At 42.3% G+C, this 26,009-nt stretch carries 29 protein-coding genes; 16 read left to right on the top strand and 13 right to left on the bottom strand.

Annotated features, from left to right (window positions below; all coding sequences use genetic code 11):
• Genes ACOOFG_RS08070 through ACOOFG_RS08060 form a run of 3 tightly spaced genes read right to left on the bottom strand, consistent with a single transcriptional unit; the run spans nt 1 to nt 3,603 of the window.
• The gene (locus ACOOFG_RS08070) at nt 1-879 is read right to left on the bottom strand and encodes a hypothetical protein (RefSeq protein ID WP_420420969.1); all 879 of its coding nucleotides are present in this window, start codon (nt 877-879) and stop codon (nt 1-3) included.
• Between the two features lie 27 nt (nt 880-906).
• The gene (locus ACOOFG_RS08065; protein ID WP_420420968.1) at nt 907-2,670 is read right to left on the bottom strand and encodes a hypothetical protein; all 1,764 of its coding nucleotides are present in this window, start codon (nt 2,668-2,670) and stop codon (nt 907-909) included.
• 18 nt (nt 2,671-2,688) lie between these two features.
• Complete coding sequence (locus ACOOFG_RS08060) at nt 2,689-3,603, bottom strand: hypothetical protein (protein ID WP_420420967.1); 915 nt, start codon at nt 3,601-3,603, stop codon at nt 2,689-2,691.
• A gap of 223 nt (nt 3,604-3,826) precedes the next feature.
• Here ACOOFG_RS08060 and ACOOFG_RS08055 point away from each other — a divergent pair, with 223 nt between their 5' ends.
• The 4 genes from ACOOFG_RS08055 to acpP are packed head-to-tail and all read left to right on the top strand — an operon-like array spanning nt 3,827 to nt 6,837.
• Nucleotides 3,827-4,822, top strand: coding sequence for a beta-ketoacyl-ACP synthase III (locus ACOOFG_RS08055; protein ID WP_420420966.1), 996 nt, complete (start codon nt 3,827-3,829; stop codon nt 4,820-4,822).
• A 4-nt stretch (nt 4,823-4,826) separates the two neighbouring features.
• A complete protein-coding gene (fabD, locus tag ACOOFG_RS08050) occupies nt 4,827-5,780 on the top strand; it encodes an ACP S-malonyltransferase (RefSeq protein ID WP_420420965.1) in 954 nt (317 codons plus the stop codon).
• 15 nt (nt 5,781-5,795) lie between these two features.
• Nucleotides 5,796-6,554: a 3-oxoacyl-[acyl-carrier-protein] reductase gene (gene fabG / locus ACOOFG_RS08045; protein WP_420420964.1), complete on the top strand. Its 759-nt coding sequence runs from the start codon at nt 5,796-5,798 to the stop codon at nt 6,552-6,554.
• Nucleotides 6,555-6,603: 49 nt separating this feature from the next.
• Nucleotides 6,604-6,837 carry an acyl carrier protein gene (gene acpP, locus ACOOFG_RS08040; protein WP_013943169.1) on the top strand — a complete coding sequence of 78 codons (234 nt, stop codon included), beginning with the start codon at nt 6,604-6,606 and terminating at the stop codon, nt 6,835-6,837.
• A gap of 43 nt (nt 6,838-6,880) precedes the next feature.
• Here acpP and ACOOFG_RS08035 read toward each other — a convergent pair whose 3' ends face one another.
• Nucleotides 6,881-7,021 (bottom strand): hypothetical protein, encoded by a 141-nt coding sequence (locus ACOOFG_RS08035; protein ID WP_420420963.1) that lies wholly within the window; start codon nt 7,019-7,021, stop codon nt 6,881-6,883.
• Nucleotides 7,022-7,055: 34 nt separating this feature from the next.
• Between ACOOFG_RS08035 and ACOOFG_RS08030 the strand changes: the two genes are divergently transcribed.
• From ACOOFG_RS08030 to ACOOFG_RS08015, 4 genes are all read left to right on the top strand, one after another.
• Nucleotides 7,056-8,738 (top strand): autotransporter outer membrane beta-barrel domain-containing protein, encoded by a 1,683-nt coding sequence (locus tag ACOOFG_RS08030; RefSeq protein WP_420420962.1) that lies wholly within the window; start codon nt 7,056-7,058, stop codon nt 8,736-8,738.
• A gap of 102 nt (nt 8,739-8,840) precedes the next feature.
• Nucleotides 8,841-9,998 carry an acyl-CoA desaturase gene (locus ACOOFG_RS08025; RefSeq protein WP_420420961.1) on the top strand — a complete coding sequence of 386 codons (1,158 nt, stop codon included), beginning with the start codon at nt 8,841-8,843 and terminating at the stop codon, nt 9,996-9,998.
• Between the two features lie 75 nt (nt 9,999-10,073).
• Nucleotides 10,074-10,736 carry a hypothetical protein gene (locus ACOOFG_RS08020; RefSeq protein WP_420420960.1) on the top strand — a complete coding sequence of 221 codons (663 nt, stop codon included), beginning with the start codon at nt 10,074-10,076 and terminating at the stop codon, nt 10,734-10,736.
• 104 nt (nt 10,737-10,840) lie between these two features.
• Nucleotides 10,841-10,987 (top strand): hypothetical protein, encoded by a 147-nt coding sequence (locus ACOOFG_RS08015; RefSeq protein WP_420420959.1) that lies wholly within the window; start codon nt 10,841-10,843, stop codon nt 10,985-10,987.
• 29 nt (nt 10,988-11,016) lie between these two features.
• On the opposite strand, the gene ACOOFG_RS08010 is transcribed toward ACOOFG_RS08015, so the two are convergent.
• The 4 genes from ACOOFG_RS08010 to ACOOFG_RS07995 are packed head-to-tail and all read right to left on the bottom strand — an operon-like array spanning nt 11,017 to nt 14,862.
• Complete coding sequence (locus ACOOFG_RS08010; RefSeq protein WP_420420958.1) at nt 11,017-12,093, bottom strand: extracellular solute-binding protein; 1,077 nt, start codon at nt 12,091-12,093, stop codon at nt 11,017-11,019.
• Nucleotide 12,094: 1 nt separating this feature from the next.
• Nucleotides 12,095-12,877, bottom strand: coding sequence for an ABC transporter permease (locus ACOOFG_RS08005; RefSeq protein WP_420420957.1), 783 nt, complete (start codon nt 12,875-12,877; stop codon nt 12,095-12,097).
• Complete coding sequence (locus ACOOFG_RS08000) at nt 12,874-13,761, bottom strand: ABC transporter permease (RefSeq protein WP_420420956.1); 888 nt, start codon at nt 13,759-13,761, stop codon at nt 12,874-12,876. The genes ACOOFG_RS08005 and ACOOFG_RS08000 overlap by 4 nt, the downstream gene beginning before the upstream one ends.
• A 9-nt stretch (nt 13,762-13,770) precedes the next feature.
• Nucleotides 13,771-14,862 (bottom strand): ABC transporter ATP-binding protein, encoded by a 1,092-nt coding sequence (locus ACOOFG_RS07995; protein WP_420420955.1) that lies wholly within the window; start codon nt 14,860-14,862, stop codon nt 13,771-13,773.
• Nucleotides 14,863-15,068: 206 nt separating this feature from the next.
• On the opposite strand from ACOOFG_RS07995, the gene trxB reads away from it, so the two are divergent.
• The 5 genes from trxB to ACOOFG_RS07970 all read left to right on the top strand — a co-directional run bounded on the left by trxB (nt 15,069) and on the right by ACOOFG_RS07970 (nt 19,012).
• The gene (gene trxB / locus ACOOFG_RS07990) at nt 15,069-16,022 is read left to right on the top strand and encodes a thioredoxin-disulfide reductase (RefSeq protein ID WP_420420954.1); all 954 of its coding nucleotides are present in this window, start codon (nt 15,069-15,071) and stop codon (nt 16,020-16,022) included.
• Entirely contained in the window at nt 16,015-16,824 is an 810-nt protein-coding gene (locus ACOOFG_RS07985) for a hypothetical protein (protein ID WP_420420953.1), read from the top strand. Before trxB ends, ACOOFG_RS07985 begins: the two co-directional genes overlap by 8 nt.
• Before the next feature lie 14 nt (nt 16,825-16,838).
• Nucleotides 16,839-17,198, top strand: coding sequence for a cupin domain-containing protein (locus ACOOFG_RS07980; protein ID WP_420420952.1), 360 nt, complete (start codon nt 16,839-16,841; stop codon nt 17,196-17,198).
• A 53-nt stretch (nt 17,199-17,251) separates the two neighbouring features.
• Nucleotides 17,252-18,292, top strand: a complete 1,041-nt coding sequence (locus tag ACOOFG_RS07975) for an NAD(P)-binding domain-containing protein (protein WP_420420951.1) — start codon at nt 17,252-17,254, stop codon at nt 18,290-18,292.
• 225 nt (nt 18,293-18,517) lie between these two features.
• A complete protein-coding gene (locus ACOOFG_RS07970; protein WP_420420950.1) occupies nt 18,518-19,012 on the top strand; it encodes a hypothetical protein in 495 nt (164 codons plus the stop codon).
• 11 nt (nt 19,013-19,023) lie between these two features.
• Here the strand turns inward: ACOOFG_RS07970 and acpS are convergent, their stop codons facing one another.
• Together acpS and ACOOFG_RS07960 are read right to left on the bottom strand one after the other, a co-directional pair.
• Nucleotides 19,024-19,389, bottom strand: a complete 366-nt coding sequence (gene acpS / locus ACOOFG_RS07965) for a holo-ACP synthase (RefSeq protein WP_420420949.1) — start codon at nt 19,387-19,389, stop codon at nt 19,024-19,026.
• Entirely contained in the window at nt 19,386-20,507 is a 1,122-nt protein-coding gene (locus ACOOFG_RS07960) for a PIN/TRAM domain-containing protein (RefSeq protein ID WP_420420948.1), read from the bottom strand. The genes acpS and ACOOFG_RS07960 overlap by 4 nt, the downstream gene beginning before the upstream one ends.
• Nucleotides 20,508-20,803: 296 nt before the next feature.
• On the opposite strand from ACOOFG_RS07960, the gene ACOOFG_RS07955 reads away from it, so the two are divergent.
• A complete protein-coding gene (locus ACOOFG_RS07955) occupies nt 20,804-21,295 on the top strand; it encodes a hypothetical protein (RefSeq protein ID WP_420420947.1) in 492 nt (163 codons plus the stop codon).
• Here the strand turns inward: ACOOFG_RS07955 and ACOOFG_RS07950 are convergent.
• On the bottom strand, nt 21,286-21,696 hold the full coding sequence (locus ACOOFG_RS07950; protein WP_420420946.1) for a 23S rRNA (pseudouridine(1915)-N(3))-methyltransferase RlmH: 411 nt from the start codon (nt 21,694-21,696) through the stop codon (nt 21,286-21,288). The two genes, ACOOFG_RS07955 and ACOOFG_RS07950, sit on opposite strands and share 10 nt — an antisense overlap.
• Before the next feature lie 61 nt (nt 21,697-21,757).
• On the opposite strand from ACOOFG_RS07950, the gene lgt reads away from it, so the two are divergent.
• Complete coding sequence (gene lgt, locus ACOOFG_RS07945) at nt 21,758-22,834, top strand: prolipoprotein diacylglyceryl transferase (RefSeq protein ID WP_420420945.1); 1,077 nt, start codon at nt 21,758-21,760, stop codon at nt 22,832-22,834.
• Nucleotides 22,835-22,939: 105 nt separating this feature from the next.
• A complete protein-coding gene (locus ACOOFG_RS07940) occupies nt 22,940-23,698 on the top strand; it encodes a hypothetical protein (RefSeq protein ID WP_420420944.1) in 759 nt (252 codons plus the stop codon).
• On the opposite strand, the gene ACOOFG_RS07935 is transcribed toward ACOOFG_RS07940, so the two are convergent.
• Nucleotides 23,676-24,104 carry an HIT family protein gene (locus ACOOFG_RS07935; protein ID WP_420420943.1) on the bottom strand — a complete coding sequence of 143 codons (429 nt, stop codon included), beginning with the start codon at nt 24,102-24,104 and terminating at the stop codon, nt 23,676-23,678. The genes ACOOFG_RS07940 and ACOOFG_RS07935 overlap by 23 nt on opposite strands.
• 25 nt (nt 24,105-24,129) lie before the next feature.
• A complete protein-coding gene (locus tag ACOOFG_RS07930; protein ID WP_420420942.1) occupies nt 24,130-25,965 on the bottom strand; it encodes a hypothetical protein in 1,836 nt (611 codons plus the stop codon).
• Between the last annotated feature and the right edge of the window lie 44 nt (nt 25,966-26,009).

Raw genomic sequence — 26,009 nt, 5'->3', positions numbered from 1 at the left:
TTAAGCAAGCTGAGCGAAAAGCTCATTTGCACGCTCGGCTGTAATGTGTGACCTTAGATTTACCTTCAGTGATGATGCAGTGTGCACAGTCCGATCCCCTAAAGTGAATGTGGATTCAGAAGATTTAGAGCTGTAGCTGAAAGTTGAATTTTGGGTTGTCAAGAGTGCGTCTATCATCTTTCTTCCGTAGGAAGTGTCTGTAGGGTCGTTGTCTTGCTGGTCATACTTTTCGATGTAAACTTCAACACCTAGAGTATTGGGGACAAACGTGTCTTTCGCATCGTCTCTTTTGCAGGTTCTAACAATCAGAATTTGGCGCTCATCGGCTGTTTTAGCACGATAGACGGGTTTGTATAGCTTGTTCCAGTCGGTTTTATCCATCCAGCTCTGCACGCTCTTGGCTTCAGAAATTTTTGGGAGTTCGGGCAGTTTTTCAAACTTCTCTTTCGACCCTGCAATTTGGTAGAAGGAGTTTACAAGAGCGTCTTCTCGGTAAATGTTTGAATAGGCTGTCCATGCAGCATAAACGAGTGTGGCAAGGCTAGCAACCCAAGAGAGTTTCGCTGAGTCCACAGCAAAACGGGCAATTGTGCCAACTCCAAATGCCGCAGCACCTGGGTACCAAGGATCCGTCTTCGGAGGAAAAACATAAGAATGGAGGATCATGTAAGATGAGCCAACAATAAAGATTGCGGGTTTGAAATAGGAAATGATGGCAAGAGCAACTAAGGCCGTTGTCTGGATCAATGCGGTGTCTTGAGGAAAGGCTGTGTAGTAATTTCCAGTAGTGAAAGGGAGTTTGTCTTTCGCATTGGGATAGCGGGCTTCAAGGCTTTCTTTTGGTAAGTCGCGATAAAGTACTGAACCTGTCGTGCTCATAGAAAATCTCCTTTTGGGTAAAAGAACTTACACAATCTCGTCCTTTGATGCAACCGGTCCTTTGGCTGTGAAATAGTCTCGAGCAATGGTATAAGGCTTCCAAATGGGATAAGTGGCAACGCGAGTGACAACGCAAAGTCCATTCCAAACATGCGTAAGAAAAGCGATTGCGTAATAATGGATTTTTCCGATCAGAGTATTAGGGATTGCAGCTGATGAGTCAGCATCACCCCGGCTTTCAGTTGGCGTTGGTTTTGGAAGTTTCTCCATTGCTTTTTGGACTTGCGCAAGCGGAGAGAGATGCGTAATCTCCGAGCCACATTTCTGCCAGGCTTGATAGAGTGCCCATTGACATGGAAGGTGTTTTTGGATCGCTTCTTGCTGTGAAGCTTTTGAAAAGGCCTGCATTCGTAAAAAGACAGAGAGTACTTTTTTTGCGAGCTTTTTTTGTAATTCAAGTTCAAGCTTTTGCGAAGGTGAAAGTTCCGATTCTTTTGTTGGTATGGAGATTGTTGAGGAGACCTCGCTTTCTGGAAGCAATGATTGTAGCAGATTTTTTGGGAGTTTTTCCAGATCGAGCTCTTTTAGCTGGTCATTAGTAAAGCTAAAAACTTGGATTTGCAGTGGTGCTAGGCGAGGGATAAGAACTGAGATCTGCAATGGAGTCATGCGGTTAACGATTGCTTGATGCGTTGCAACTTTGGAGGTGTTGAAGATCACGTTTACCTGAGACTCTGTTAGGATGGAGAAATCAAGCGCTTGAAATTTTGTATCGGTCAGTTTTGTGACTGTATCAATAGAAAGGTATGGCAAAAGTAGATTTAAGTCTGAAGGTGAAAGGCTTTCTAAAATGGTGACCACTTCTTCTGACTTCAAGTTCCATAGAGCTTGAATGATGATGTCAGGCCCATAAACCTTGATAAGGTTGCTTTCGAACCCTCTTGTCTTGATGATTTTGTGTACGATGAAAACCTGGTGCTCGGGAGATAACAGATCTTCAATCGCTTCAAGTTCAGACAGATTGCAGACATCGAGTCGTTTAAATGCTTTTTGGCGTTTACCTTCTTCTTTTGGATTGTCGCACGTTTCCCAGACGAGTTTTTTGGGGCCAGACTTATGAGGAGATTCTTTGGCAATGAAGAAAGGGAAAAGACCTGCAAGCTGATGCTTGGAGAGCTTTGTAAGAGGGATTGCTTGAAGTTGCTTTTCAGAAAAATTTAAGTTTAGCAGCCTTTCTGAATCGAGTCTTTCAACAGTTTCGGGGATTTTTTCAGGTGAAATAGACTTGAGTTTGTCATCAGTCAGTCCAATAGAACGAATGATTTCTGTTTCTTTTCTAGCATGATTTGCTCGATTAGCATCCATGATATCATAGCATTGCTCATGAAGGTCGGCGCAAGAGAGGTGGTATTCTCCTCTCCGTTCGCTGAAAAAACCAACAAAATGCCCTTTAGATTTTTGTAGGTCACAAGCAGCTCGGTACATATTGGTTTTAAATGTGCCTGTGCAAGGACCAACCATACAGCCTTTGATTAAATGATAGGGGAGCTTAAAACCAAGGTGCCATGCAGGGGCTACGAGATGTGTCACTTCTTTCTTGCTCCAATTCAACCAGGTAGAAGGTTTGATCTGGCTATAAGTTTTAAACTGATCATATTCAATTTTGGCGACCGTGTATTGCTGCTCAGATTTTGCAACTTCCGTTAGGTACGTTGCTGTATCACCTGCAGATCCACCACGGCTTATAGCTCGAACAAATGGATGATCTAGGGGGATGGTGAGTCCAGACATTTTCTTCCTTCTTCTTGTTTATTTTCCTCTATTTCCAAGCATTTCAGCGATGTTGCCAAACTTGCTTGTGTCAATTTTACCAACTTTTGTAGGCGCTGGTTTATCTTTTGCAGAGGCTGCAGGTTTATCGCTTGATGAAGGAGGGGGTGGTTTAGGTTTGGTTCCTCCCATCGGAATTGTTCCCATTGTTCCAAGACCATTAGCAAGGAGTTTTGCATGCATCCTTTTTCTTAAATCTGCCATTGATTCAGAATCTTCTCTACCAGTAGTTGTTTTTGGAGGTGGCTCAGGCTTTTTTTCAGGTGGCTTTATCGATATTTTAGGTCGCACAATTGGTTTGGTCGGCATGTGTGAAGGCTTGGTGGGTGTGTGAATTGATTTGCTTGCGAGAATTCTTTCTTGCATTTCTCGAACTTTACTTGAAGTATTGGGTGAAATTGTGCCAGTCGTCATATTCGGTGTAGATGTTGGACCACGTCTAAACTTAGAGCGAGTTGTATTTTTGAGAGGAGGTAGCGGAATAGTTTCAGTTAGGTCTTTGGGCTTAACACTGCGACATTCTTGTAAATATAATTTTTCTTGAACGCGGAAAGCGCTCAAAACTGGGTTTTTCCAAGCAAGGGCGTGGAAGTAAACATCTTCTGCTTTTGACTTTGCGGCATCCCAGTTGAGAAGAAAGACATGGGTTTTGAGGGTGAGCCAATCAGAGGGGAGTCCGACGACGATCGCATAAAATAAGTGGTAGGCTCCTTTGGCGGCAGCAACGAGACAATTGATTGCAGTTTCTGTTGCTAATGGGAGCTCTGGGTCGATTGTTTTGAATTGTTCCAAAGAAATTTTAGAACAAGACCCACGACTGATGGATGTATTGATTCCTTGGATTGTCACGAAGTGACGTAATCTATTAAAATAAGTTGTTTCCGTAAAACTCAACTTTAAACCTCTAATTCCTTTAATTTCGAAGGCATTGTAGTTTTTTTACGAATAGAAATCAAACTATTCCTCAATGTAACTAAATGTTTTACTTGACTAGAGCGGTTTCTGAGGGAGGATAAAAAAGCTTCGTTTTTAATGTTTTCTTGGCTAAAATACTCAAAATAATAATTATTTATCGGATGTCGAAGACTGAAAGATTTCTATAGAGGTATAGCTCTGAATGAGTTGCAAAGCTAAAATTGTCGGATTAGGTTCCTATTTGCCAGAAAAGGTTCTTTCAAATCAGGACCTTGAGAAGATGGTAGATACATCAGACGAATGGATCACCACTCGTACTGGGATGAAAGAAAGGCGAATTGCCAGAAAAGACGAGTCCACGTCGGATATGGGGTATGAAGCTGCCCTTAAGGCAGTTGAAGCTTCAAAAATCGATCCCAAAGAAATCGACCTCATCTTATTTGCTACACACACACCTGACTATTTTTTCCCGAGTACAGCATGTATTCTTCAAGCTCGTCTAGGAGCCACTCATGCAGCGGCGCTAGATGTTCAAGCTGCTTGTACGGGATTTATTTATGTCCTTTCCATGGCGAAAGCTTATGTTGAGACGGGAATGTATAAAACAGTCTTGGTGGTTGCAGCGGATAAACTCTCCTCGATTGTTGACTACACAGACCGGAATACCTGCGTCCTATTTGGAGATGGGGCTTCGGCTTGCATTGTGAAAGATGCAAAAGAAGGGTTTACAATTGAAAGTGTCACACTTGGAGCAGATGGTGACCAATCGGAACTGATCAAACTTCCTGCTGGAGGTTCGAAATATCCTCCTACTCAGGAAACGGTAGATCAAGGTCTTCATTATCTCCAAATGGAAGGGAAAGAAGTTTTTAAACATGCCGTGCGCCGCATGGAAAGCGCTGTGAAAACCTGTTTGGAAAAGACGGGTTTAGAGCAGCAGAGAATTAGTTGGCTTGTTCCCCATCAAGCCAATATTCGAATTATTGAATCGCTAGCCAAAAGGTTTGAAGTGCCCAAAGATCGAGTCTTTTTAACGATTCACAAGTATGGAAATACCTCTGCATCTTCAGTTGGTATTGCTTTTGATGAACTTGTGAGTGAGAAAGACGTCAAACGAGGTGAGCATATTGTTTTATTTGCATTTGGAGCCGGACTGACTTGGGGAGCGGCAGCGATCACTTGTGAAGTAGGAAAATAGGCATATGGAAAAGAAGTTAGCATTTTTATTCCCAGGTCAGGGATCCCAGTATGTTGGAATGGGCAAAGAGTTCTTTGACCGTTTTACTGTTGCGAGAGAAACATTTGAAGAAGCAGACGAGCAACTAGGACGTTCCCTTTCACGATTGATTTTTGAAGGACCAGCAACTGATTTAACTCTGACAAAAAATAGCCAAATTGCCATTTACGTCGTAAGCGTTGCGATTTGGAGAGTTCTTCAAGAACAATTTGGTGGAATTAAGCCAGCAGTTTGTGCAGGCCTAAGCCTTGGTGAGTACTCAGCATTGACTGGAGCTGAGAGGCTCATGTTTGCTGATGGAGTGGATCTTGTTCAAGCGCGAGGTCTTTACATGCACCAAGCATCGGTCCGCCACCCTGGAACCATGGCTGTTTGTTTGAACATGCCTTTGAAGCTTGTTGAGGAAATCGTTGCAGAAGTGTACCAAGAGCACCCTGTTTGGGTCGCTAATCTGAATTGTCCAGGGCAAGTGGTGATTTCTGGAACACGAGAAGGTGTGAAACTTGCAGGCGAAAAGTTAAAACTGAAAGGAGCTAAGCGGGTTCTTTCGCTTGATGTCTCAGGAGCTTTTCATAGTGGTTTAATGGAAGAAGCGAAACAGGAGCTTGAGAAAAAGCTTGCAATGGTTCCGATTCATGATAGCGAAATCGATGTGGTTTTGAATGTCCCTGGTGATTTTGTTCACAGTGCTGCTGAAATTAGGCAGTTTTTGATTGATCAAGTTGTTTCTCCTGTTCTTTGGGAAAAAGGCGTTCGCAAAATGGATGAAGAGGGAATTGACCTTTACATCGAAATTGGATGTGGAAAGTCTTTAAATGGAATGAATCGCAAAATTGGAGTCAAAGGTTCGACTCTTAGCGTGGAAAAAGTAGAAGATTTAGAAGAGGTCGCCAAAGCGTTAGACCTCGCTCTCGTCTAAAAGTTTAGGAGATAGATGATGACATTACTCAAAGGGAAAAAAGCCCTTATTACAGGTGGGACATCAGGACTGGGAAAGCAAATTGCTTTGTCTTTTGCAAAGCAAGGAGCTCACGTTGCAATCTTCGGAACCAATCTTCAGCGAGCAAAAGATGTTGCTGAGCTCATTCAAGAAGAGCGCGCGTCATCGGATCAAAAAGTTTGGTTTGAAACCGTTGATGTTTCGAATAAACAGCAGGTCAATGCTGCAACAGAGCGCCTGCTGGAGTCTTGGGGTTCAATTGATGTTTTAGTCAATTGTGCTGGTGTGACCCGTGATAAGCTTCTCATGAGAATGGCTGAAGAAGATTGGGATCATGTGATGGATACCAACTTGAAGTCGGTTTACAACTTATGCCATGCATTTGTGAAACCGATGATGAAAGCACGCAAAGGAAGAATCATCAATGTGGCCTCTGTCATTGGGTTGACAGGAAACCCTGGACAAGTTAATTATGCTGCTTCCAAGCTTGGAATGGTTGGTTTAACAGGGTCGCTTGCTAAAGAGCTCGGTCCACGCAATATCTGTGTGAATTGCATTGCTCCTGGATTTTTCAAGACTCCTATGACTGATAAGCTGACAGACGAGCAGAAACAAAGTATTTTGTCACGCGTTCCTATGGGCCGTTTAGGGGATCCAAAGGAAGTGGCAGATGTTGCGGTGTTTTTAGCTAGTGATATGGCCAGTTACATTACGGGACAAGTGTTGACCGTAGACGGCGGAATGATCGCCTAAAGGATTAAAATGAATTCATTAACACATTTGAAACAAGGAATAAGGACATATGTCGTTAAAAGAAGAAGTGATCGATGTTGTCGTCGAACAACTTGGTGTCGATGCACAAGACGTGACTCTCGAGAAATCTTTTGTCGAGGATTTGAATGCAGACTCCCTCGACCTGACTGAATTGATTATGACGTTTGAGGAAAAGTTCGGCTTCGAAATCTCCGAAGAAGATGCAGAGAAGCTCAAAACTGTAGGCGATGTGGTAAGCTACATCGAGTCAAAAAAAAAATAAGCAGCCCGTCGGTTAACGCTTAGAAAAACGGTTAAGCCACTCCCTACTCGGAGTGGCTTTGTTTTTTAAGCTGAAGGTGGAGTGTAGAAAGAACAAGCCATGAGGTGAAGAGCAGGACTACTGCTACAAAGTAGATTCCTTTGATCTCAACAGCTCCAAGGACCCCTCCAATGAGGGTAGACAAAATATAGCCAACAGTCAAGGGAGGAACACTGAATGTGGAAGGCTCTCTTATCACTCCTGTGATGGTGACTGGTGGAAGTTTTGGAGGAAATGCCTCTCTTCTTGTTCAGCCTAGCGTTCCCGATTCTGGAAACTTAAAAAATATGGATGGAGCTATTCGACCAGGAGGGGATGCACTTTATGGAATGATTTTTGTGGGCGGTGACCTTGAATTTTCGTCCACGGCAGGCTTGTTTGATGCTGAAGTCGATAGTTTAGCGAATACAGATTTCATCGATGTCAAAGGGACTGCACAACTTGACGGAGTTCTTGAAGTTGAAGCTGCTGTTGGGAACTTTCTTGTTGGGGAAGTCATTACGATTGTCAACGCTGATAGGGGGCGGACTGGTAAGTTTTCAACAAAGATCATTCCGACGCAGCCTAATGGTGGGCCTCTTTTCGAAGTGCAATACACTCATAACCAAGTTAACTTGGTTGTCATTGCTGATGCGATTTTCCAACCAGGATTGACCGGTCAGATGATTGGAAAAAAGAACCCAAGTCATGTAGCTGATTATTTTGTGGATCTTCTTCCGATTAGTCCAACCTCTGATTTAGGGTTTATTGTGGAATCTTTAGGTCTAGTTCCAAAAGATGAAATCAATAAAGTTCTTAACTTTTTTCACCCAGGATCTTTTGGTTCTTACGAATGGATGAATCTTACGACGAATGGTAAAATCATGGAGTTATTTGGCAATCGCATGAGGGGAAGTCAAGGATCGCCTTCCGCAGAAATTGCTTCATTAGAACCTTCTCTTACAGCTTCAACTGGCGAAGGGCCTTTCTATGGAAACGCTCCAATAAGAAGAGGTTGTGATCGTGATCCAAATAAACGTAACAGTGTATGGCTCCAAACTTTCGGAACGTGGAATGATCAATCTGAAAGAGGAGAACTGCGTGGATTTCAATATGAAACTGCCGGCTTTTTGACTGGGTATGACTACACTTTTGACCACTGGTATGTTGGAGCAGGAATCGGCTATGCCTACACCAATTTTCGTTGGCAGGGCTCGGCCGGGAAAGGCCATATTGATCAGGTTTATGGTGGTGTCTACTCAGGCTATTTTAACAAATATTTTGGAGTAGATGTGTCGACAATGGTTGGTGGGAATTTTTACCACGCAAAACGTTATATTAGATATAGTGCGCCGCGTCATCCAGGATCAAGAGTCAATCGCACAGCCCATAGCGATAGTTCTGGAATACAGTGGACGAACCATTTAGGGCTTATTGGGGACTTTAGCTCCCTATCTGTTCCTCTTCAAATCTTTGCCAATCTTGACCACTTTTACTTACATAACAACTCCTTTAATGAAACAGGAGCAAACAGCATTAATTTGAGTGTCAATACAAAAGTATCCAATGCCCTACGCTCAGAATTGGGGTTGAGTACAAGTCATACGTTCCGATTGGCAAACGGATGCTGGACACCCTATTTTGCTGTAAGTTGGGTTAATAAAACTCTTTTGAGTAGCAGCTCCTATCGCAGCGGTTTTCGAGGGCAACAAGGGACGTTTTCTGTAAGTGCTACGAGTAAAGGTGTGAACCAATGGGCACCTCAAGCTGGGATAGAATTTGCAAATAAGTACGGATTTTCAATCCTATTGAATAGCCGTGCTGAGCTAAACGGAAAGTTGAAAAACTACTCAGCAGATATGCAAATGAACTATGATTTTTAGGGTTTTAGCACTGTAAATTTTTAATTTTTTTAAATGTTTTATTTTCGTGGTTTTAAACTGGATAAGTATCTATGATGAGGAAAAACAAAATCGAGGTATCAATTGAAACTATCTGAAGTCGAATGGAGTGTTTCTTTTTTCATCATTGGTTATCACTTAGCATTGCTAATTGGGTTGCCCTTTTATTTTATTTATCAGTCACCTGCCGTAGGACTCTTTGTGATTGCGGCGGTATTGCTCTACTTAACAGGTCTAGGAATCACCGTTGGTTACCATCGACTCTATGCTCATCCAACCTATAAGACGAATAAATTTGTTGAAGCAATCATTCTATTTTTTGCTAGCATGGCCACTCAAGGAAGCGCTTTAAAATGGGCTCATGATCATCGGAACCACCATGCCTATGTGGATACTGATAAAGATCCCTATTCGATCAAGAAAGGCTTCTTGTATGCACACATTTTATGGTTGTTTAAGAAGCTTCCCCCGATTGATGAAAAAATTGTTGCGGATCTTTGTCGCAATAAACTCGTCATGTTTCAGCATAAATTCTATGTTCCTCTGATGGTTACAACGAATACTCTGGTGACTCTCTTGATAGGTTATCTATTTAACGATTACCTAGGAGCATTTGTCTTAACATGGGGAGTGAGGCTTTTCTTTCTTCACCACTTTACGTGGTTTATCAATTCGCTTGCTCATACCTGGGGCTCTCAGTCGTTTAGTCAAGAGCACTCTGCAGTGGATAATTACTGTATCTCTTTATTAACTTTTGGAGAGGGCTACCATAACTATCACCATACCTATGCCAATGATTATCGCAATGGAATCAAGTGGTACCATTTTGATCCTACGAAGTGGATTATTTGGACACTCAGTCAATTGAAATTGGCTACGGGGCTTAGAAGAGTGAATGCTTTTCAGATCAAAGAACGGATGGTGATTGAACGAAAGAATGAGATTAAACTTTCTTGGTTTGGTAGTAAGAAAGCGCTTTTCGATAAGGTTGAAAGTTTTTCTCAAACTCTTATTGATAAGATTTCTACTATACGTCGGTTAACAAGTGAGTATCAACGATCCAAAAAAAGTCGAGACAAGTCTTTATACCTGAAAATCAAAACGCTCAGGAAAAGCTTGAAAAGCGATCTCAAGTCCTGGAAAAAGCTTTCTAAAAAGATCCTCAGATTTGACGCCTGCGATGAAGTGCCAGATGAGATAGAGCTTTCATTGAAAGAAATGGCTTTACTCGAGCAATTCTAAAAATTTTTATTGATTCTTGTTACACGGATTTGTGGTATCATTTTCCCCTCATTCTAAAAAATTTGAGGGGAAAAAATGACTCCGGTAGAGAGCCGTACAAATTTAGTACGACTTCGAAATGAGTATCTTGCGGATAACTCATCTGAAAAGTCTTGGACTCATGGGCTAACAGATCTTTCTAGACGTATTGGCTACATTGCTTGTGGGCTGATTACGCAAATGTCCATGTGCTCTAAGATGGTTTTTAACCTATCTCTCCATGTTTGGAGTCATGTGCTAACAGATTTCAATAGGCGTATGACCTATATCGGTATTGCGCTGATTGCGGATACGTACATATATGGTGTTGGTACGGTTGATCTTACTGGCCTGAAGTCTTCATTATGCCCTGACCAAGACATCTATCTTCTATATTTTCGATACTTTGAAAAACAAGGACTTGCCAGAAAATTGTGTGTAGATTTTGTAGGCTGGGCTTGCCAGCGTGTGTTTCTTTTATGTCGTGCATTGACAGACTTGACGTTCTTAAATTCTCAAAATGTTGAGTCTATTTTTATGATGGAACAGTTTTCAGTAGCACTTACTGAAGAGTTATTTTTTCGCTGTGCATTTCAAGGTATATTGTTAGTGTGTATTGGTCGTTTAGCGCAACGTGTATCTTCTACCTTGGGAAGAATCATTTTACATCCCCTCTCTAGAATTATTTTAACATCTTATATTTTGCAGAACTCCATGTAGAAGCAAGTTCTTGTAGCGTCGTTTATGTACAGCATTTTATTAGTTCTGTCATACACGGAATTGTTTATGAAAAAGCTGGTTTAATTGGGCCAACGGTTACTCATATGTTCCATAATGCTTATGTCCCAGTCACAATGGGCATCAATCAATATTTGGAAAGGGAGTACTCACAAGATCAATCTGAAAAACTTCAAGCAATGGAAATACTAAGGGCTCGAGAGATTGAACAACTTGGCGGCGGCGTTAACTAAATTGGGCATGGATGGACAGTACTTATTTTTTAAGACTTGATATCCACCCAGATCTTTCGAATCTCCTTTTCAGGGATAAGGTGGCGGATGAAGTAGAGCTTTCCTTCAAAGAGGTGGCTATTCTCGAGGAATTCTAAGAACTCTGGGGGAACGTCTAAGTAAGGCGTTGTGTTTGTCGTGGCGGGGAATGTGAAAAATGTATTGGTATCCCTGCCAAGATTTTCTGCTTTATAGATGAAATTTAAAAACTCGTAGACCTGCTCGTCTTTTGTCGAGGCTTTAGGGATGCACATATTTTCAATAGAAATGAATGTCCACTCTTTGGGCGCCATGAATTTCACATGAGGATACTGTGTGGAAGAGCGGAAGATATAGGAGCTTGTGCAAAGGGCTACATGACAGTTTTTGGTGGCCAAAAGGTAATCAGCGCGGAGTCCTGCGTAAGCTTCGACCCAGCTTTTTTGCTCTTGGAGAAGGTCGCGAACTTTTCGTGTTTTCTTTTCATCGAGATGGGGTGAGGCTCCATTCAAGTAGTAAGCAGCAAAGTTCACGGCTTCAATCGGATCATTGACCATGGCCAGTTTGATCTCAGGATTTTTGGGATTGAAGATGGTGTTCCAGCTCGGTTCGAGGTTTTTGTCTTGAAAGTAATCACTGTCGATTCCAAATCCAAAGACTTCCCACTGGTAGGGGATGGCGTACTGATTTTCGGGATCGTAGTCATGTTTGAGTAAAATCGGATTGAGTGTGTCTAAAAAATCAAGCTGGCTATGATCAATGGGTTTTAAGAGGTCTTCTTTGATCAGCATGCTAACGGCATAATCGGAAGGGATGATGAGGTCATACCCGTTACCCTCGGTGGCTTTCATTGTGACAAGCATCTCTTCATTTGTCGTGTAGTAGTGCAGCCGCACTTTGATCCCTGTTTCCTTTTCAAACTCGTCTATCGCTTCAGGCACAAACATTTCAGGCCAGCCATAAACATTTAGGGTGTTTTCTTCCGTTTTAGGCGAGATGTGAATCGTGGTCATCCAAAGAGCGCCGAAAATTAGGGCGATCCAACAGCCTAGGATGGTGAGTCGTATGTAGAAAGTTGAATGGCGCATCTTACAAAATCCTACTTCGAATTTTCGGTGAGAAGAAAAATAGGACCAAGATACTGCTCAAAAAGAGGAGGATGCCTGAAAGTGCGTTGACGATCGGGGAGATACCCGAGCGAAGCATGGAGAGGAGGTAGAGCGATAAGGTCTGAATAGACGTTCCTGCACAGAAGTAGGACAAGATGAAGTCATCAAATGAGAGGATGAAGATCAGAAGTCCTGTGGCAATCAGTGTGGGGCGGAGCAAGGGCAATGTGATCTTGAAAAATGTTTGTCGTGGGGAGGCTCCGAGAACTTGAGACGCTTCATTCAGTCTAGGGTCGAGTTGGAGGTAGCGGGTGTAAAGAATAGGAATCACAAAGCCGAGTCCAAGAACGGTATGTGCAACCACAAGAGTTGTCATCCCGAGTTCAATTTTGAAAAAAGTGAAATAACTGAGCAGGCTTAAAGCAAGCATGGTCTCTGGAATGATCAAGTTGCCATAAAACAAAGGGACGGCTTTTCGGATTTCTCCACCTGTTGCACGGAAAAAAATCAAAAAGACTCCCATGCTGAGGCTCAAGAATGTGGACAGAGTCGCGACGAGTAGGGAGTTGGTAAAAGAGGTCCAAATTTCTTTGGTGCTAAAAAGCTCATGGTACCAATTAAAAGTGAAATGATCCCAAGGAGAGGGAAAGCTTTTGGAATTGAATGAGAAAATGATCAGAATCAAGATGGGGACATAGAGAAAGAGATAGGCAAAAGAGGCGATCGAAACGGAACTTAATGACATCCAAAATTTCTTGGTCATTTCATCCCCCGCATAAGCCATTTGGACACTTGTTTAAAAAAGAAATAGATGCCAACGGTAGCTGCTAAAAGGGAGAGGCAACTGACAACCATAAAGGCTGCGCCCAGACCTTCAGTTTCATCTCCTAGGATGTATTGAGAGACGACATTTCCTACGAAGTAGCGTTTATCGCCGCCCATGAGCTCTGGAATGATAAACTCTCCAAATGCTGGGATGAAGACGAGAAAAAAACCGGCCCGCACTGCAGGGAGTGTGAGGGGGAGCATCACTTTAAAAAAAGTTTGCCTCCAGGAAGCACCCAAATCATCCGAAACTTCAAGCAAGTAGCGGTCAAAACGTTCGAGAGAAGAAAAGATTGGAAGGACCATGAAAGGGAGGTAGCAGTAGACCATCATCAGAATCACAGCGAAGGGAGAATTGAGAAAGTGGATGGGGTTTTGGATGAGATTGAGTGAGAGGAGGAGGTTATTGAGGAACCCCTCTCGTTCGAGAACAAAAAACCAAGCATAAACATGAAGTAGGAAGTTTGTCCAAAAAGGAACGATCAAAAAGAAAAGCAGCGGTGTTTTGTATCGTTTTCCCCGAAAGGCAATGAAATGGGCAAGGGGGAAAGCGAGCATGAGACATAAAAAAGCTGTCGCAAAGGCAAGTGATAAAGAGCCGAAGACAACACTGAGGTGGACTTTAGAAAAGAGGGGACGAAAATTTTGTGTGGTCACCCCTTCAATCGCGCCTTCATCAGAGATCTGTAAAATACTCGTTACCATCATCAAGAGGAGAGGAAGGTAAAAAAAGATAAATTGCCAAATGAGGGCGGGCGATCCTATCGCAAAAGGACTTTGAGTTTTCGATGTTTTTTGAATTTTATGAAACAGCGCATACATCGAAGCCTCCTAATCCTCTAGCAGTAGAATATTTTCTTTTTGCCAATAGAGATAGACTTCATCGTCATAGTCGATGTCTTCTTGGGGGAAGTGTTCTTCGTTCTGTTCAAAAACTTGGATTTTAAACTGGTTGTTGACAATGACATTGTACTGAGTCGAACGTCCATAGTAGACAATTTGTGAAACAACTCCTTTGAGAGAACCAGAAAAGTTTGTCATCGGTTTTTTCGAAATAAAGACTTTTTCTGGGCGCATACTCATTGAGGCTTCACATCCTTCTGTCATCCAAGGCTTTTTTTGTGGAATGTAAACGTTGAACCGTCCAAGGTGTGGAATTTCGATTTCGGGATTATCGTCGAGATTGTGCAGAGTTCCAGTGAGGAGGTTAGTTGTTCCCACAAACTTGGCGACAAAACTCGAAACAGGAAATTCATAAATCTCTTTCGGAGTTCCAATTTGCTCAATTTCCCCTTCATGATTCATGATAGCCATGTGGTCTGCAACTGTGAGAGCTTCGAACTGGTCATGGGTGACGTAGATAAAGGTTGTTTCGAGTTTATCTTGAAGATCAATCAATTCGATGAGCATTTTTTCGCGTAGCTTAAAATCAAGAGCTGCGAGCGGTTCATCTAAGAGTAAAACATCAGGTTCGTTAATGATCGCGCGAGCTAAAGCGACCCGTTGCTGCTGTCCACCTGAAAGTTGGTTGGGAAATTTGAAGATGTGATTTTCAAGGTGAAAAGCTTTGAGGATTTTGAGAACGCGTGCTTCGATTTCTTCTTTTGGCCTTTTTTGAATAAGCAGGCTGTAGGCGACATTATTGAAGACGTTGAGGTGAGGAAATAAGGCATAGTTTTGAAAGACAATGTTGACACTCCGCTTATTGACAGGGAGTTTCGTGATCTCGTGATTTCCTAAGTAGATGGCCCCACCATCGAGCTGCTCAAACCCTGCAATCAGCCGAAGCAAGGTTGTTTTTCCACATCCACTTGGGCCAAGCAAGGCAAAGAACTCACCAGATGGAATGGTGAGATTCACTTTGTTTAGGATGAGTCCTTCATTTCGAGATTTGGTCACATCTTTTAGACGGATGCTTCTCATTTTTTTATCCCCGCCAAACGCAAATTAGTAGAAACATTTTAACGTATTTTTAAAAAAAATCAATCATTTTCGTTCTGAAAGATATTAAAAATTATTTTTAATAATAAAATTCAACTTCTAGGGAAATGGCTGAGGGTCTTGTTTTAAATCCTTTTTTTTTAAAAAATGACAGGTTTAATAATGGATTCGAATCTCAAAGGAAAGATATGGAAAAACGGAAAGTTGTCATCATTGGTTCAGGCCCAGCTGGTTATACTGCAGCAATCTATGCATCTAGGGCAGAACTTTCACCCCTCATGTTTGAAGGATTTTTTAGTGGTCCTGCTGGAGGGCAGTTAATGACAACGACAGATGTGGAGAACTTTCCTGGATTTCCTGACGGGATTACAGGTCCTGATTTGATGGACGCCTGCAAGAAGCAAGCGCTTCGCTTTGGAACAGAGATCCTCACAGAGGACGTCAAAGAGGTGGACCTCTCCTCTCGTCCGTTTTTGGTGAAGGGAAGCAAGACCGAGGTTCAAGCGGAGGCCCTCATTATCGCGACGGGAGCAACGGCAAAGCGGCTCGATATCCCGGGGACAGGCGATGATGAGTTGTGGCAAAGAGGGGTCACAGCATGCGCGGTTTGTGATGGGGCCATGCCGATTTTCCGTGATAAGGAGCTCTATGTGATAGGCGGTGGGGATACAGCTGTTGAAGAAGCGATCTTTTTAACGAAGTATGGAAAGAAAGTATACATTATTCACCGTCGCGATGAACTCCGCGCTTCTAAAATTATGGCAAAGCATGCGCTTGAGCATCCGAAAATTGAAATCATTTGGAATCATGTCGTGACAAAAGTCGAAGGTGAAAATGTCGTCGAGTCAGTCACTTTGCAAGATGTGAATACAAAAGAAGAGAACAGACGAGAAGCTGCTGGAGTGTTTTTCGCGATTGGTCACCAGCCCAACACATCTTTTTTAAAAGGGCAGCTTGAAACAGATAGCCACGGTTATCTTATCGTGAAACCTTCTACCACCCTGACAAATGTGGAAGGAGTTTTTGCTGCAGGAGATGTTCAAGACAAAGTCTACCGCCAAGCGGTTTCAGCAGCAGGATCGGGTTGCATGGCAGCTTTGGATGCTGAGCGTTATTTAGCTGCAAAAGGTGTGAATGTTTAAAAAGCTTCTTCTCTTTTTATTTCCTATGACCCTCCTGGCTTTTGAAGTCGATCCTTGGTTCACTCCACTAGCTGAGTTCAATTTGCGTCCCTCTTATTCCTACCGTTATTATCCCGATGTAGATCGGGCGAGGAATCCGTCTCATTACTCTTCCCACGATCATCTCATCGATTTGAATTTGGGAGTGAACTTTTTACCGAATTGGGATTTTCAAATCGAAACCGACTTTTCTTCAACGCGCAAACTTTCCTGGGGAACGCAGCGTTTAGGTCTTCAATTGCGCTATCTCTTTATGGACGATGTAGCCGGAGCTCCAGTCAGTTTAACTGCAGGTGTGCAAGTTTTTTATGTTCCAACGCGAAATATGCGCGACCCGAGTTCTCCTTATCATGCCCAAGGGAATCTCGAACTTGGAATTGCTGTAGGTAAAGAGATTGCCAAGGTCTACGATTGGCAATACCGTTTTTATGGATTTGTTGGAGTGGGAACAGGAAACCGAGGCTATCCCTGGCTCAGGCCTCTTCTTTCTGGAATGTTTAAGTTTCGGCACCATCACCAATTTGAGCTTTACTCTGAAGGGTACTTTGGCTTTGGCAGGCGTCATCATGTGGATATCAGCCGTCTCAATGGGTACGCCAAAATCATGCACCAATCTATTGATGTAGGTGCTAGCTACCACTATCTTTTTGAGATTTGGGGGTCGCTTGGAATTCAATATTCGTACCGAGTCTATGCCCATGCTTTTCCTGAGCGGGCAAGCATTCTCAAAGTTGAATACAGGCTCCCATTTTCAATCTTTTAGTGAGGATTTAGACTGTGGAAAAAATCAATTTAGTTGAAAAGTTTAAATTGTTCGACTCTCATTGGACTCCCAAAATCATTGGTGAAGTCAATGATTCATACGTCAAAGTCTTTAAAGCAAAAGGGGAGTTTGTTTGGCATCGCCACGAAAACGAAGATGAATTTTTTCTCGTCGTCAAGGGGCAGTTGCATATCAAGCTGAAAGATGAAGAAGTCGTCTTAAATGAGGGAGACATGTTTATTGTTCCAAAAGGGGTGGATCACTTGCCCTATGCTCCTGAAGAAGCCTACGTTGTCCTTTTTGAACCAAAAGAAGTTCTCAACACGGGGAATGTCACTTCTGAAAAGTCTGTCAAAAAGCTGGAGTGGATTTAATTTCCGTGATTTTGCAAGCAAAGAAGTAGTGTGATTTTCGAGAGAAAATAGAAATGGATAAGACTTTTGAATGGGCAGTTGTAGGGGCAGGCCCCGCAGGTATTGCTGCTGTGGGAAAATTAATCGATAAGGGAGTGAAACCAGAAAATATTGCGTGGGTCGACCCAGCTTTCAAAGTGGGAGATCTAGGTGAAAAGTGGTGTGAAGTTTCAAGCAATACAGCGGTCAAACTGTTTTCAAAGTTCCTTAAAACATGTAAAGCTTTCAATTATGATCAGGCCCCATCGTTTGAGATAGACAAGCTGGACCCCGAACAAACATGTTTGCTGCGCTATATTGCAGATCCACTTCAGTGGGTGACGGATCATTTATGTGAGACTGTTTCGATGGTTAAAACAGAGATACACTCTTTAGAGCAGGAAAACCAACTGTGGCATCTGAAGAGCCATCAAAATCATTTTTCTGCTAAATCGGTCATTTTAGCCGTTGGGGCACAACCAAAAAAGCTTGATTTTCCAAACTTGAAAGAAATTCCACTTGAACTCGCACTTGATAAAACGAAGCTTCCTAATTTGGACGGAGAAACTGTTGCAGTATTTGGTGCATCCCATTCAGCAATCATTGTTTTACAAAACCTGCTCTCCACTACAGTGAAAAAGGTGATTAATTTTTACCAATCTCCCTTGAAATTTGCTGTGTTTTTTGATGATTGGGTGCTTTTTGACAACACAGGATTAAAAGGGCAATCTGCGGTGTGGGCTCGACGTCATATTCTAGGAAAACTACCGCAAAATTTAGAACGAGTCCAGTCATCGGATCTAGAGTTTCATAAGATCCTAGCTCAGTGCCAATCAGTCGTGTATACAATAGGTTTTGAAAGGCGGGCGGTTCCAAAGGTCTCTCAAATGGATAGACTCACTCATAACGAGTATAATGGGATTATTGCTCCAGGTCTTTTTGGACTTGGCATAGGGTTCCCTCAACGTGTCGAGGATTGCTATGGCAATGTTGAATACAATGTCGGGCTGTGGAAATTCATGCTCTATTTAGACGCGGTTTTGCCTCTTTGGATGAAGTATGGATTGGGTGATTAGACCCCCTTAGATTCGAGTAGATGGCATTCTGGGGTATTAGGTCTAAATGGCGACTGCCATTGTAGACAATCTATTTCTGAAAAATGTAAGTAATTGATAAAGAAGGGTCTACCATTTAAAACGTTAAATGTTTATTTTTAATAACTTATATATTTAAATATATTGTAAAAATTGATTTATTGTTGTATAATATAGTTAATTATGGAAAAAAGGGGAGATGCACTCATGAGCGCTGCAATTAACGCTTCAAAAAGTTCTGCTTATCATGATAATCCAACTCTAGATCGTATTGGAAGACACACATTAGGTAGAGTCGTATCTGCCCTTAAAGCTATCAATTATGTGGGTACCGCCTTAGGCTTAACAGGAACTCTTGTTTCAAATGCATCTGCTATACCATTTGCCATGGCATATTCTATCGCGACTGAAAATCCACAGCCAGAAAGTATGACTTTGGACGGATTGGCAAAAAATTCAGCGATGCTTGTGGTAACGATGGATAAAATCGGTCAATCGTTGTTTGATGTGATATTTGGGCAGTGTAAGTATTCTACTTCCTTAGGAGAAGCTTTCCAACGTTCGGTTGATACGGTTTTTTGCGGGAGTTACCAGAAAAATTATACTGGTGCAGAAGAAATTCTCAGCAAACGTCAAGAGCAACGTCCTAGCTATTCTCATCTTATTTTTGATGCCTATTCGTCTCATAAAAAAGCTGGTTAAGAGAAGGTCTCTTAGATCCAGATGGCGACAGCCATTGCATATGATTTGCAATGGCTAATTGAGATGAGAATCTGCGGCGAGTCAAAAAGCTTGTTAAACCGATCAGAAAAGATCGGATAGGGGCGTCCATTTTCATCATTCACAATCGAGATATCACTAAAAGAGATGTGTTTGCCAAAGCCGGTTCCGAGGGCTTTGGCGATGGCTTCTTTTGCTGAAAAACGCCCGGCAAAAGAAAGAGCAGAATCTTGATGCTTTAAACAGTAATCAATTTCCTGCTCTGTAAAGACTTTTTGGTAAAAATGAGTGCCATGACGCTCAATCGATTGACGGATACGCTCGATCTCGATGATGTCGCTTCCGAGTCCTTTGGTCATTCTTCCTCATCATCTCCTTCTATCATGTCTTCTTCGTCGTAGTACCCTTTTTGTTTTTCCCGGATGGTTCGGTGCTGTTCTTCGAGACCTTCTTCAAGAGCGTTACAGAAGATCATACGACCAGAAGAGGTATGTTTAACAGATAAGACTTGTGCATCGATGACTTCACCAATGAAATTTCCGCCACCATTGATGACCACCATGGTTCCATCGTCGAGATAACCCACACCTTGACGAGGTTCTTTTCCGTAGCGCTGCACCTTGATCTTGATGAGTTCTCCTGTTTCCATGAGAGGTTTAAGGGCATTGGAGAGAGAGTGCAGGTTGATGATTTGAACGCCTTCGATCGAAGCCATTTGGACACGGCTGATATCGGCTGTTAAGATGTTTGCATCAATTAGACGTGCTAAGCGGATAAATTTGCTTGTTGTATCTTTAACTTCAGGAAAGTCGGTATCATTGAAGCGGAGTCCAAGGTGGGTTAGCTGCTCCATCTTTTTGATGACTTCCAGGCAGCGACGTGCTTTTGCTTTGGTATTGTCATCACCAGTTTCAGTTTGAGCGTAGAGCTCTTTGATGATGAATCTTGGGATGACGAGGTGTTGGTCGACAATCCCAGTTGAGCAAACGTCGATGATGCGGGCATCGCCAAGGACAGAGGCGTCGATTAAAAGGTCGCGTTTCTTTTGAGCAGTTGGAGCAAATTTGACAAAGGGAATGCTGATATAGAGTTCGTCTGAGGCTCTAAGAGTCATGATCGATCCCAAGTACGTACCAAATAAGAACAGGGCGATTTTGATGATTTCGAGGGCTTGTGGTGTTAGCACAAGGGAAATTGAACTGAGATCGAGAATGGCATCAAAGATGAGAACAAGAGCTTGTCCCATCAAGTAACCAATGAAAAGTCCCACAACAGCGATATTAAATGAACGCAAATTGAACTTTCTAAAAAGAGAATCGAATCCGATCAATAAAAGGCTAAATACGAATCCGATTAAAATCCCGATGAGGGCATTTGTAGCCATGAGCCCTTCAGGACGTGACAACATGTAAGTTGTCATGAAAAAGATGGAAATGATCGTGAAGAATATGCGAACAAAGGCAAGCGATATATTCATAGACAATACTCCTAGATTTTTAATATTAACCCATGTGACGACCTAGGGATACTCAGATGGATTTTCGATTTTTTTCAGGTTTCCAAGACCAAAACTGCCGCATACTTGAAAAAAGTAGGGACAGTTTTGGTCTTGGAAACATGGGAAAAAGAAAAATCTCAGATGAGTGTGCATAGGCTGTCATTTGGGTTATTAATCCCTCTCATTCAGCTCGTCTGGATGAGATGGGGTTTGTAAATAACTATAAGCTTTATTATTGTTAAATCAAGAAAATACTTTTTTGAAAGGCTTTTTTTATGCTGAGACATCGCTTTGCTATCTCATTATCGGGATTCATTTGGATGGGGATTGGAATTTTTTTGCTGCACAAAGGGTTGCAGTATTTTTCTGCGGTTGGACCGCAGATCTTTAACAAGACACATGAAGGTTTTTCTCTGATTTTGCTCTTAGGCTCAATTGCAGGAACACCTGAAAAAGGTGCGATGATACTATTGTGTATTGGCATTGCTTTAGGATTTTTCAAAGGGCGAATCATTCTCAAGAAATCAGTGAATAGGATTGTCAGCCGCATTCGGAGCATGCCTTCGCCGATTTCTATCAAGCAGCTGTATCCTAAAGAGTATTATTTTCTCATTGGAGGAATGATGCTACTGGGATTTGTCTTTAAGTTTCTTCCTTTGCCTCTTGATGTGAAAGGGTTTATCGACTTCACGATTGGAATCGCTCTCATTAATGGAGCGATGCTCTATTTTCGCGCAGCATTTGTGCCCGAAAAAGCTCACTTGTGATACTTTGTTCCGCGCTGAATTTGGACACTGCGGTAAAGTTGTTCGAGGAGAATGAGGCGGGCAATTTGGTGGGTGAAAGTGAGCTTTGAAAAGCTGATCAAATGTGAGGCTTTAGCTCTCATTTCCTCAGGAATGCCTTCAGGGCCACCAATCACAAAGGTGAGTTTTGCTCCGGCCTGAATCGACTCTTTTTCAAGAAAACTCGCGAATTCAGGACTTGAATATTGTTTTCCTTGGGGATCTAAACAGATGTAAGAGTTTTCTTTGGGAGGCTGTAGCTCCTTTGCGATGACCCACTCAATCGTCATTTCTCCAGTGAGCCGTTTATGGTACTCAGCAAGAGCCACTTCAAGCCAGTTCTTTTTTGTTTTTCCAACTGTGTAAATCTTAATTTTTATCATCTGTTACTCAATTTAATCCGAGAATATTATATGATATTGCTTTACAAATTAAGAGAGAAAAATGCTTTCGCACCTCTACTGGGATCCAGATCCTGTTGCGTTTCACCTCCCGTTTTTCAACCATCCGATCGTTTGGTATGGAATTCTCTTTGCTCTTGGGTTTCTTGTCGGGTTTTACTTGCTTCAATTCCTTTTGCGTCGTTTTCTTTGTTTTTATCCCGAATTTACCGAGGCTGACATTGTAGATTGGGAAGAGATTTCTCCTGGGAAAAAAGAGTCAAAAGAAGCCGCTTTAAATCGGTTGAATCAGCAGCTCGATGAAGACTTCAAAAAAGAACCTCCTCCTTCATTTCTACTCCATTTTGCCAAGCGGTTTTTATCTGAAGAAAGATTCAAGCGACTGAAAAACCGCATGCGTTTAGAGAAAGCTCTCGGACCAGCTGTTAAACCTCTGAGGATTAGAAGCAAGCTTTTTTCAGAACGCTTAACGATTTACATGATCATTGGAGCGGTGGCAGGTGCCAGACTAGGTCACATTCTCTTTTACGAAAAATGGACCTATTATCTTTCCCACCCCCTCATGATTTTCAAAACCTGGGAAGGAGGACTAGCGAGTCATGGAGCGGTCATCGGAATTTTTATTGCCATGGGTCTTTTTTATCTGCGCAGTAGAAAGGAATATCCGATGATTTCGCTTGTGCGTATCATCGATTTACTCGTCATTCCTAGTCTTTACGCAGGTGTGCTCATCCGCTTTGGAAACTTCATCAATCAAGAGATTTTAGGTACAGTGACAACTTCGCCTTGGGCGATTGTTTTTGGAAATCCCGCTGGAGGGCTGCCTCCTTTGCCCCGCCATCCAGCGCAACTTTATGAAGCCTTTTTCTACTTTCTCTCGTTTCTTGTCTTTTTCCGTTTTTTCCCCAAATGGCTCTTTCCTGCTGGAAAAATTGCGGGCATTTTCTTCATTTCGACTTTTACATTCCGGTTTTTTGTCGAGTTTGTAAAAGAAGAGCAGAGTTTTCACCTGGCCAATCACTTTCTGACCATGGGTCAATATCTCAGTGTCCCCTACATCCTAATGGGTGTGGCTTTTCTTTTCATGGGGCGTCGAATAAGGCTAGTTTCCAAAAATTGATTGCTAGGAAAACCTATTTTTAGCAGGATGAGGTCTAAGAAGATATAAAGTTAGGGTATCACGCTGAAGAAGTTATTAACTTTAGCGACAATTTGTTTGAGTTCTTTGGCGTATTCTGCTGTTTATTCTGATCAGCAAACTCCGCCAGCACCACAGCCTCAAAATACATCATTTCATAAGATCACTGGTGGTGTAAACTACACGCGAGCTTATCTCAAACCAAGCGCTAATCCATCCTTTAGTGGAAATATGGGTGGACTACAAGCCGCTTACGAGTATCAACGACCTGACTTTTTCTATGCAGGGGCAAATTTTGCATGGCGTTATGGAAGTGTTCATGCATCTAATGGAAAGAGAACGCTTCAGGATTTTAATGTTTATGAAAGGCTTGGGTACACATTTGGGATTCCTTCTGTCAAGGCTCTGGTGACTCTTTTCTCTGGTTTTGGTTATCGTCAATTTAGACATCACGTGAAGCTAAATGGGGAAAGTTCGATCATAATGCGCTATAACCACTTCTATCTGCCTGTCGGCCTTTTGACAGACTTTAAGCTTTTATCTTTCTTTTCGCTTGGGGCAAATGTGATCTGGATGCCGCAAGTCTTTCCAACTCTCACAATTGACTCATTTGGAGAGGTGCGTTGGATTCTTCGCAAAATGTTTTCAAGCTTTACCGTGCAAATGCCATTCACGTTTCACTTGGATTGCTGGGTTAAAAACTTAAGCTTAGTCTTATTGCCTTCTTTCGAAATCTGGCAAGATGGTCCGTCTGAAGCAAGGTCTCCCTCAGGACTTCCTCGTAGAGTGCCTAAAAACACCTATATCTTCTGGGGCGGAGACGTTAGCTTGAAGTATGCATTTTAAGTTTTAGGGCATCTCGAATGCTAAAGAGCATTGCTTCATCAATGACAAATGAGCGATCATAGGGGGCATAGTTTTTTCCCCAACGTGTGTCGGTAAAGACTTTTCCTTGAAATTCTCGAGACTCTTGATAACGAGGCACGATATGGACGTGGATTCTTGGAGAGGTGTTGCTTAGGGCAGCATAGTTCATTTTGTCGGGTTGAAAGAGTGTTTTTAGGGCTGATTTGACTTCTTGCCCAGCTAGAAAGAATTCCTCTCGTACATCTCCTTCTAGAGCTAAAAAGTCTTCCACATGCGCATCATCTCTGAGCAGCGCAAAGACTCGCCCGATGTAACACTGGTTTTCATGTAAATAAATTTCCCAATGTTTGTAGGATTTGATGAGAAGTTGATTGTAGTCGATCATGGATAGAATTTTAGGCCAATTGAGACTAAAGGGCAATCTCTTCGAAAGGAATGAGAGGCAGCATTTCATGAGAAATGGCTTCAAGTTTTTCGATCAGCTCTCTTTGTGTACATTCAGGGTAGGCATTTTGAAGAGTCAAATACTGCTTTTTCAAAAAGCGGTCATAGGAGGATTCGGATCCATCTGAAAGTTCTGAATACCAAAAGTATTGCTGAAGAATCCAGAGGCGTGCACGCAGCTGGTCTTCGAAAGAAGACAGAATTGGGAACTTCTTGAGGGCTTTTCCTAAAAGCTTGGAAAGAGAGTGTTTGCTTTTCCATTCTTGTTTAAGAAAAGAAAATAGTGGAGTTTGATCATCAAAGTGGACCCAGCGGCAAAGCATTTCGTTTTGGAGAGCCCAGACTTCACTCTTTTTCTTCACTGTTAGCCAAAACTCTTTATCTTGAGCTTTATGAAAAGGAAGTTCTTGCACCTTTTTGAAAAACTGGAGAGTTTGTCGGACGATCGTTTTAAATGATTTATTAGGTTGATCGATCATGCTGTTGCCCAATTCTCTTTCTAAGACTTCTAAAGTTTGAGAGGGGATCTCAGCTAGAAAACCCTTTTTCTCACTGAGTTTTTTCCAAATTAGAAGCTCAAAGAATTCAAACAGTTCTTGATTCAGCTTTGGAAGACTTAGGGCAAGATCATAAGCATCGACAAGGCGGTCTTCTAAATCTTGGAGATCTTCAAACACTTTATCATCTTTCATCAGATGCATTTCGGCATTAATGAAAACGTATAGAGCTGAATCGAGAGGGAGAGGTCCATCACTTAAGCAGATGGAACGGATCACCTCACGGACTCCAACTTCTGAAAGGTCATGAGGGAGTTCTTTGGCTAAGGGGTAAAGAGCAAGAATCCGTTCGACGAGCTCTTGGCAATGGGTGTCAAATGAGAAGGCTTCGTTTTGCTCACTGTATTCAATTTGAAGATCGATGAACTTTTCTATAGCCTGCTTTTCAGGAATCGAAAGTTTGACGGCAAGGAGCGTTGTGGGACAAAGCTTACTTGCTAAAAGCATCGACAAAGACGAGCGTAATTGATTTTTTTTCGTGAGAGGTTGAATTGTTGCGTAGGCTTCGAGACGCTTTAGAATTTGCATCTTGAGAACTTTCAAATCAATTTGTGGGTATTGACTGCAGACTTCAAGCAGAGTTTTCACAATGAGTTTGTCGAGTTTATCATAATCTTCGTAAGGACTTTTAGCAGCTAGAGGAGAAAGATCGCGCATGGTATTTTTTTGGACCGCCCAAATCATTTTTGTCAGTTGGTCGAGGTCAGGACGCCTTCCCTCAAGAGTTGCAATGCACTCGCTGATTTTGACCGCGATTTGATGAGCTAAGTGGTAAGGAGGAAGATTAAGAGGAGAAGACTGAGGCGCTTTTGTCTTGAGGTTTTCACGGATCATGAGAGGAAGGTTGAGTTTTCCTTCTTGAGTGATTGCCCCACTGTGATGCTGAATTTTGTCATAGTAGTAGCTGACCTTTTCCCACACCTTTTTGAGTGCTGCAGCTCCAAGTCTGTACTTGGGGAAGTGCTTTTTAAATTCTGGAAGAATTTTAGCTAATAGATTCGCTTCAATTTTGCCAGACCACTTTTTTGACGTTCCTGCATCTTGGATTTCTTTTTTAATTTTGTTGGAAAGAAACAAGCTGAGATCAGAAAAAGGATCGTAAAAATCATCTGTTTCGTCAATCGGGTAAAGGAAGGTTTGAGACTTGAGTTTTTTCTGATCCGACTTGAGAGACGAGGGAATTTGAGGTGGGGAAAGTGTTTCATCGTCTGATGGAAAAGATTGTGGCGATGGAAACCCTGACATATTTACCCGTGGCTAAATTAACGCTTGATTTCCTCTATGACAAC

This window comes from Simkania sp., assembly GCF_965215465.1.
Lineage (GTDB): Bacteria > Chlamydiota > Chlamydiia > Chlamydiales > Simkaniaceae > Simkania.
This window is presented reverse-complemented; position numbering and strand designations above follow the sequence as displayed.

Excerpts from the sequence above, each read along its gene's own strand:
- ACOOFG_RS08070 (WP_420420969.1), bottom strand. The coding sequence starts at position 879 with ATGAGCACGACAGGTTCAGTACTTTATCGCGACTTACCAAAAGAAAGC.
- ACOOFG_RS07975 (WP_420420951.1), top strand. The coding sequence starts at position 17,252 with ATGGATAAGACTTTTGAATGGGCAGTTGTAGGGGCAGGCCCCGCAGGT.
- acpP (WP_013943169.1), top strand. The coding sequence starts at position 6,604 with ATGTCGTTAAAAGAAGAAGTGATCGATGTTGTCGTCGAACAACTTGGT.
- acpS (WP_420420949.1), bottom strand. The coding sequence starts at position 19,389 with ATGACCAAAGGACTCGGAAGCGACATCATCGAGATCGAGCGTATCCGT.
- ACOOFG_RS08000 (WP_420420956.1), bottom strand. The coding sequence starts at position 13,761 with ATGTATGCGCTGTTTCATAAAATTCAAAAAACATCGAAAACTCAAAGT.
- ACOOFG_RS07930 (WP_420420942.1), bottom strand. The coding sequence starts at position 25,965 with ATGTCAGGGTTTCCATCGCCACAATCTTTTCCATCAGACGATGAAACA.
- ACOOFG_RS08005 (WP_420420957.1), bottom strand. The coding sequence starts at position 12,877 with ATGACCAAGAAATTTTGGATGTCATTAAGTTCCGTTTCGATCGCCTCT.
- ACOOFG_RS08015 (WP_420420959.1), top strand. The coding sequence starts at position 10,841 with ATGTTCCATAATGCTTATGTCCCAGTCACAATGGGCATCAATCAATAT.
- ACOOFG_RS07955 (WP_420420947.1), top strand. The coding sequence starts at position 20,804 with ATGCTGAGACATCGCTTTGCTATCTCATTATCGGGATTCATTTGGATG.
- trxB (WP_420420954.1), top strand. The coding sequence starts at position 15,069 with ATGGAAAAACGGAAAGTTGTCATCATTGGTTCAGGCCCAGCTGGTTAT.
- ACOOFG_RS07950 (WP_420420946.1), bottom strand. The coding sequence starts at position 21,696 with ATGATAAAAATTAAGATTTACACAGTTGGAAAAACAAAAAAGAACTGG.
- ACOOFG_RS07995 (WP_420420955.1), bottom strand. The coding sequence starts at position 14,862 with ATGAGAAGCATCCGTCTAAAAGATGTGACCAAATCTCGAAATGAAGGA.
- fabG (WP_420420964.1), top strand. The coding sequence starts at position 5,796 with ATGATGACATTACTCAAAGGGAAAAAAGCCCTTATTACAGGTGGGACA.
- ACOOFG_RS07960 (WP_420420948.1), bottom strand. The coding sequence starts at position 20,507 with ATGAATATATCGCTTGCCTTTGTTCGCATATTCTTCACGATCATTTCC.
- ACOOFG_RS08010 (WP_420420958.1), bottom strand. The coding sequence starts at position 12,093 with ATGCGCCATTCAACTTTCTACATACGACTCACCATCCTAGGCTGTTGG.
- ACOOFG_RS07935 (WP_420420943.1), bottom strand. The coding sequence starts at position 24,104 with ATGATCGACTACAATCAACTTCTCATCAAATCCTACAAACATTGGGAA.
- ACOOFG_RS08055 (WP_420420966.1), top strand. The coding sequence starts at position 3,827 with ATGAGTTGCAAAGCTAAAATTGTCGGATTAGGTTCCTATTTGCCAGAA.
- fabD (WP_420420965.1), top strand. The coding sequence starts at position 4,827 with ATGGAAAAGAAGTTAGCATTTTTATTCCCAGGTCAGGGATCCCAGTAT.
- ACOOFG_RS07985 (WP_420420953.1), top strand. The coding sequence starts at position 16,015 with ATGTTTAAAAAGCTTCTTCTCTTTTTATTTCCTATGACCCTCCTGGCT.
- ACOOFG_RS07970 (WP_420420950.1), top strand. The coding sequence starts at position 18,518 with ATGAGCGCTGCAATTAACGCTTCAAAAAGTTCTGCTTATCATGATAAT.
- ACOOFG_RS08020 (WP_420420960.1), top strand. The coding sequence starts at position 10,074 with ATGACTCCGGTAGAGAGCCGTACAAATTTAGTACGACTTCGAAATGAG.
- ACOOFG_RS08065 (WP_420420968.1), bottom strand. The coding sequence starts at position 2,670 with ATGTCTGGACTCACCATCCCCCTAGATCATCCATTTGTTCGAGCTATA.
- lgt (WP_420420945.1), top strand. The coding sequence starts at position 21,758 with ATGCTTTCGCACCTCTACTGGGATCCAGATCCTGTTGCGTTTCACCTC.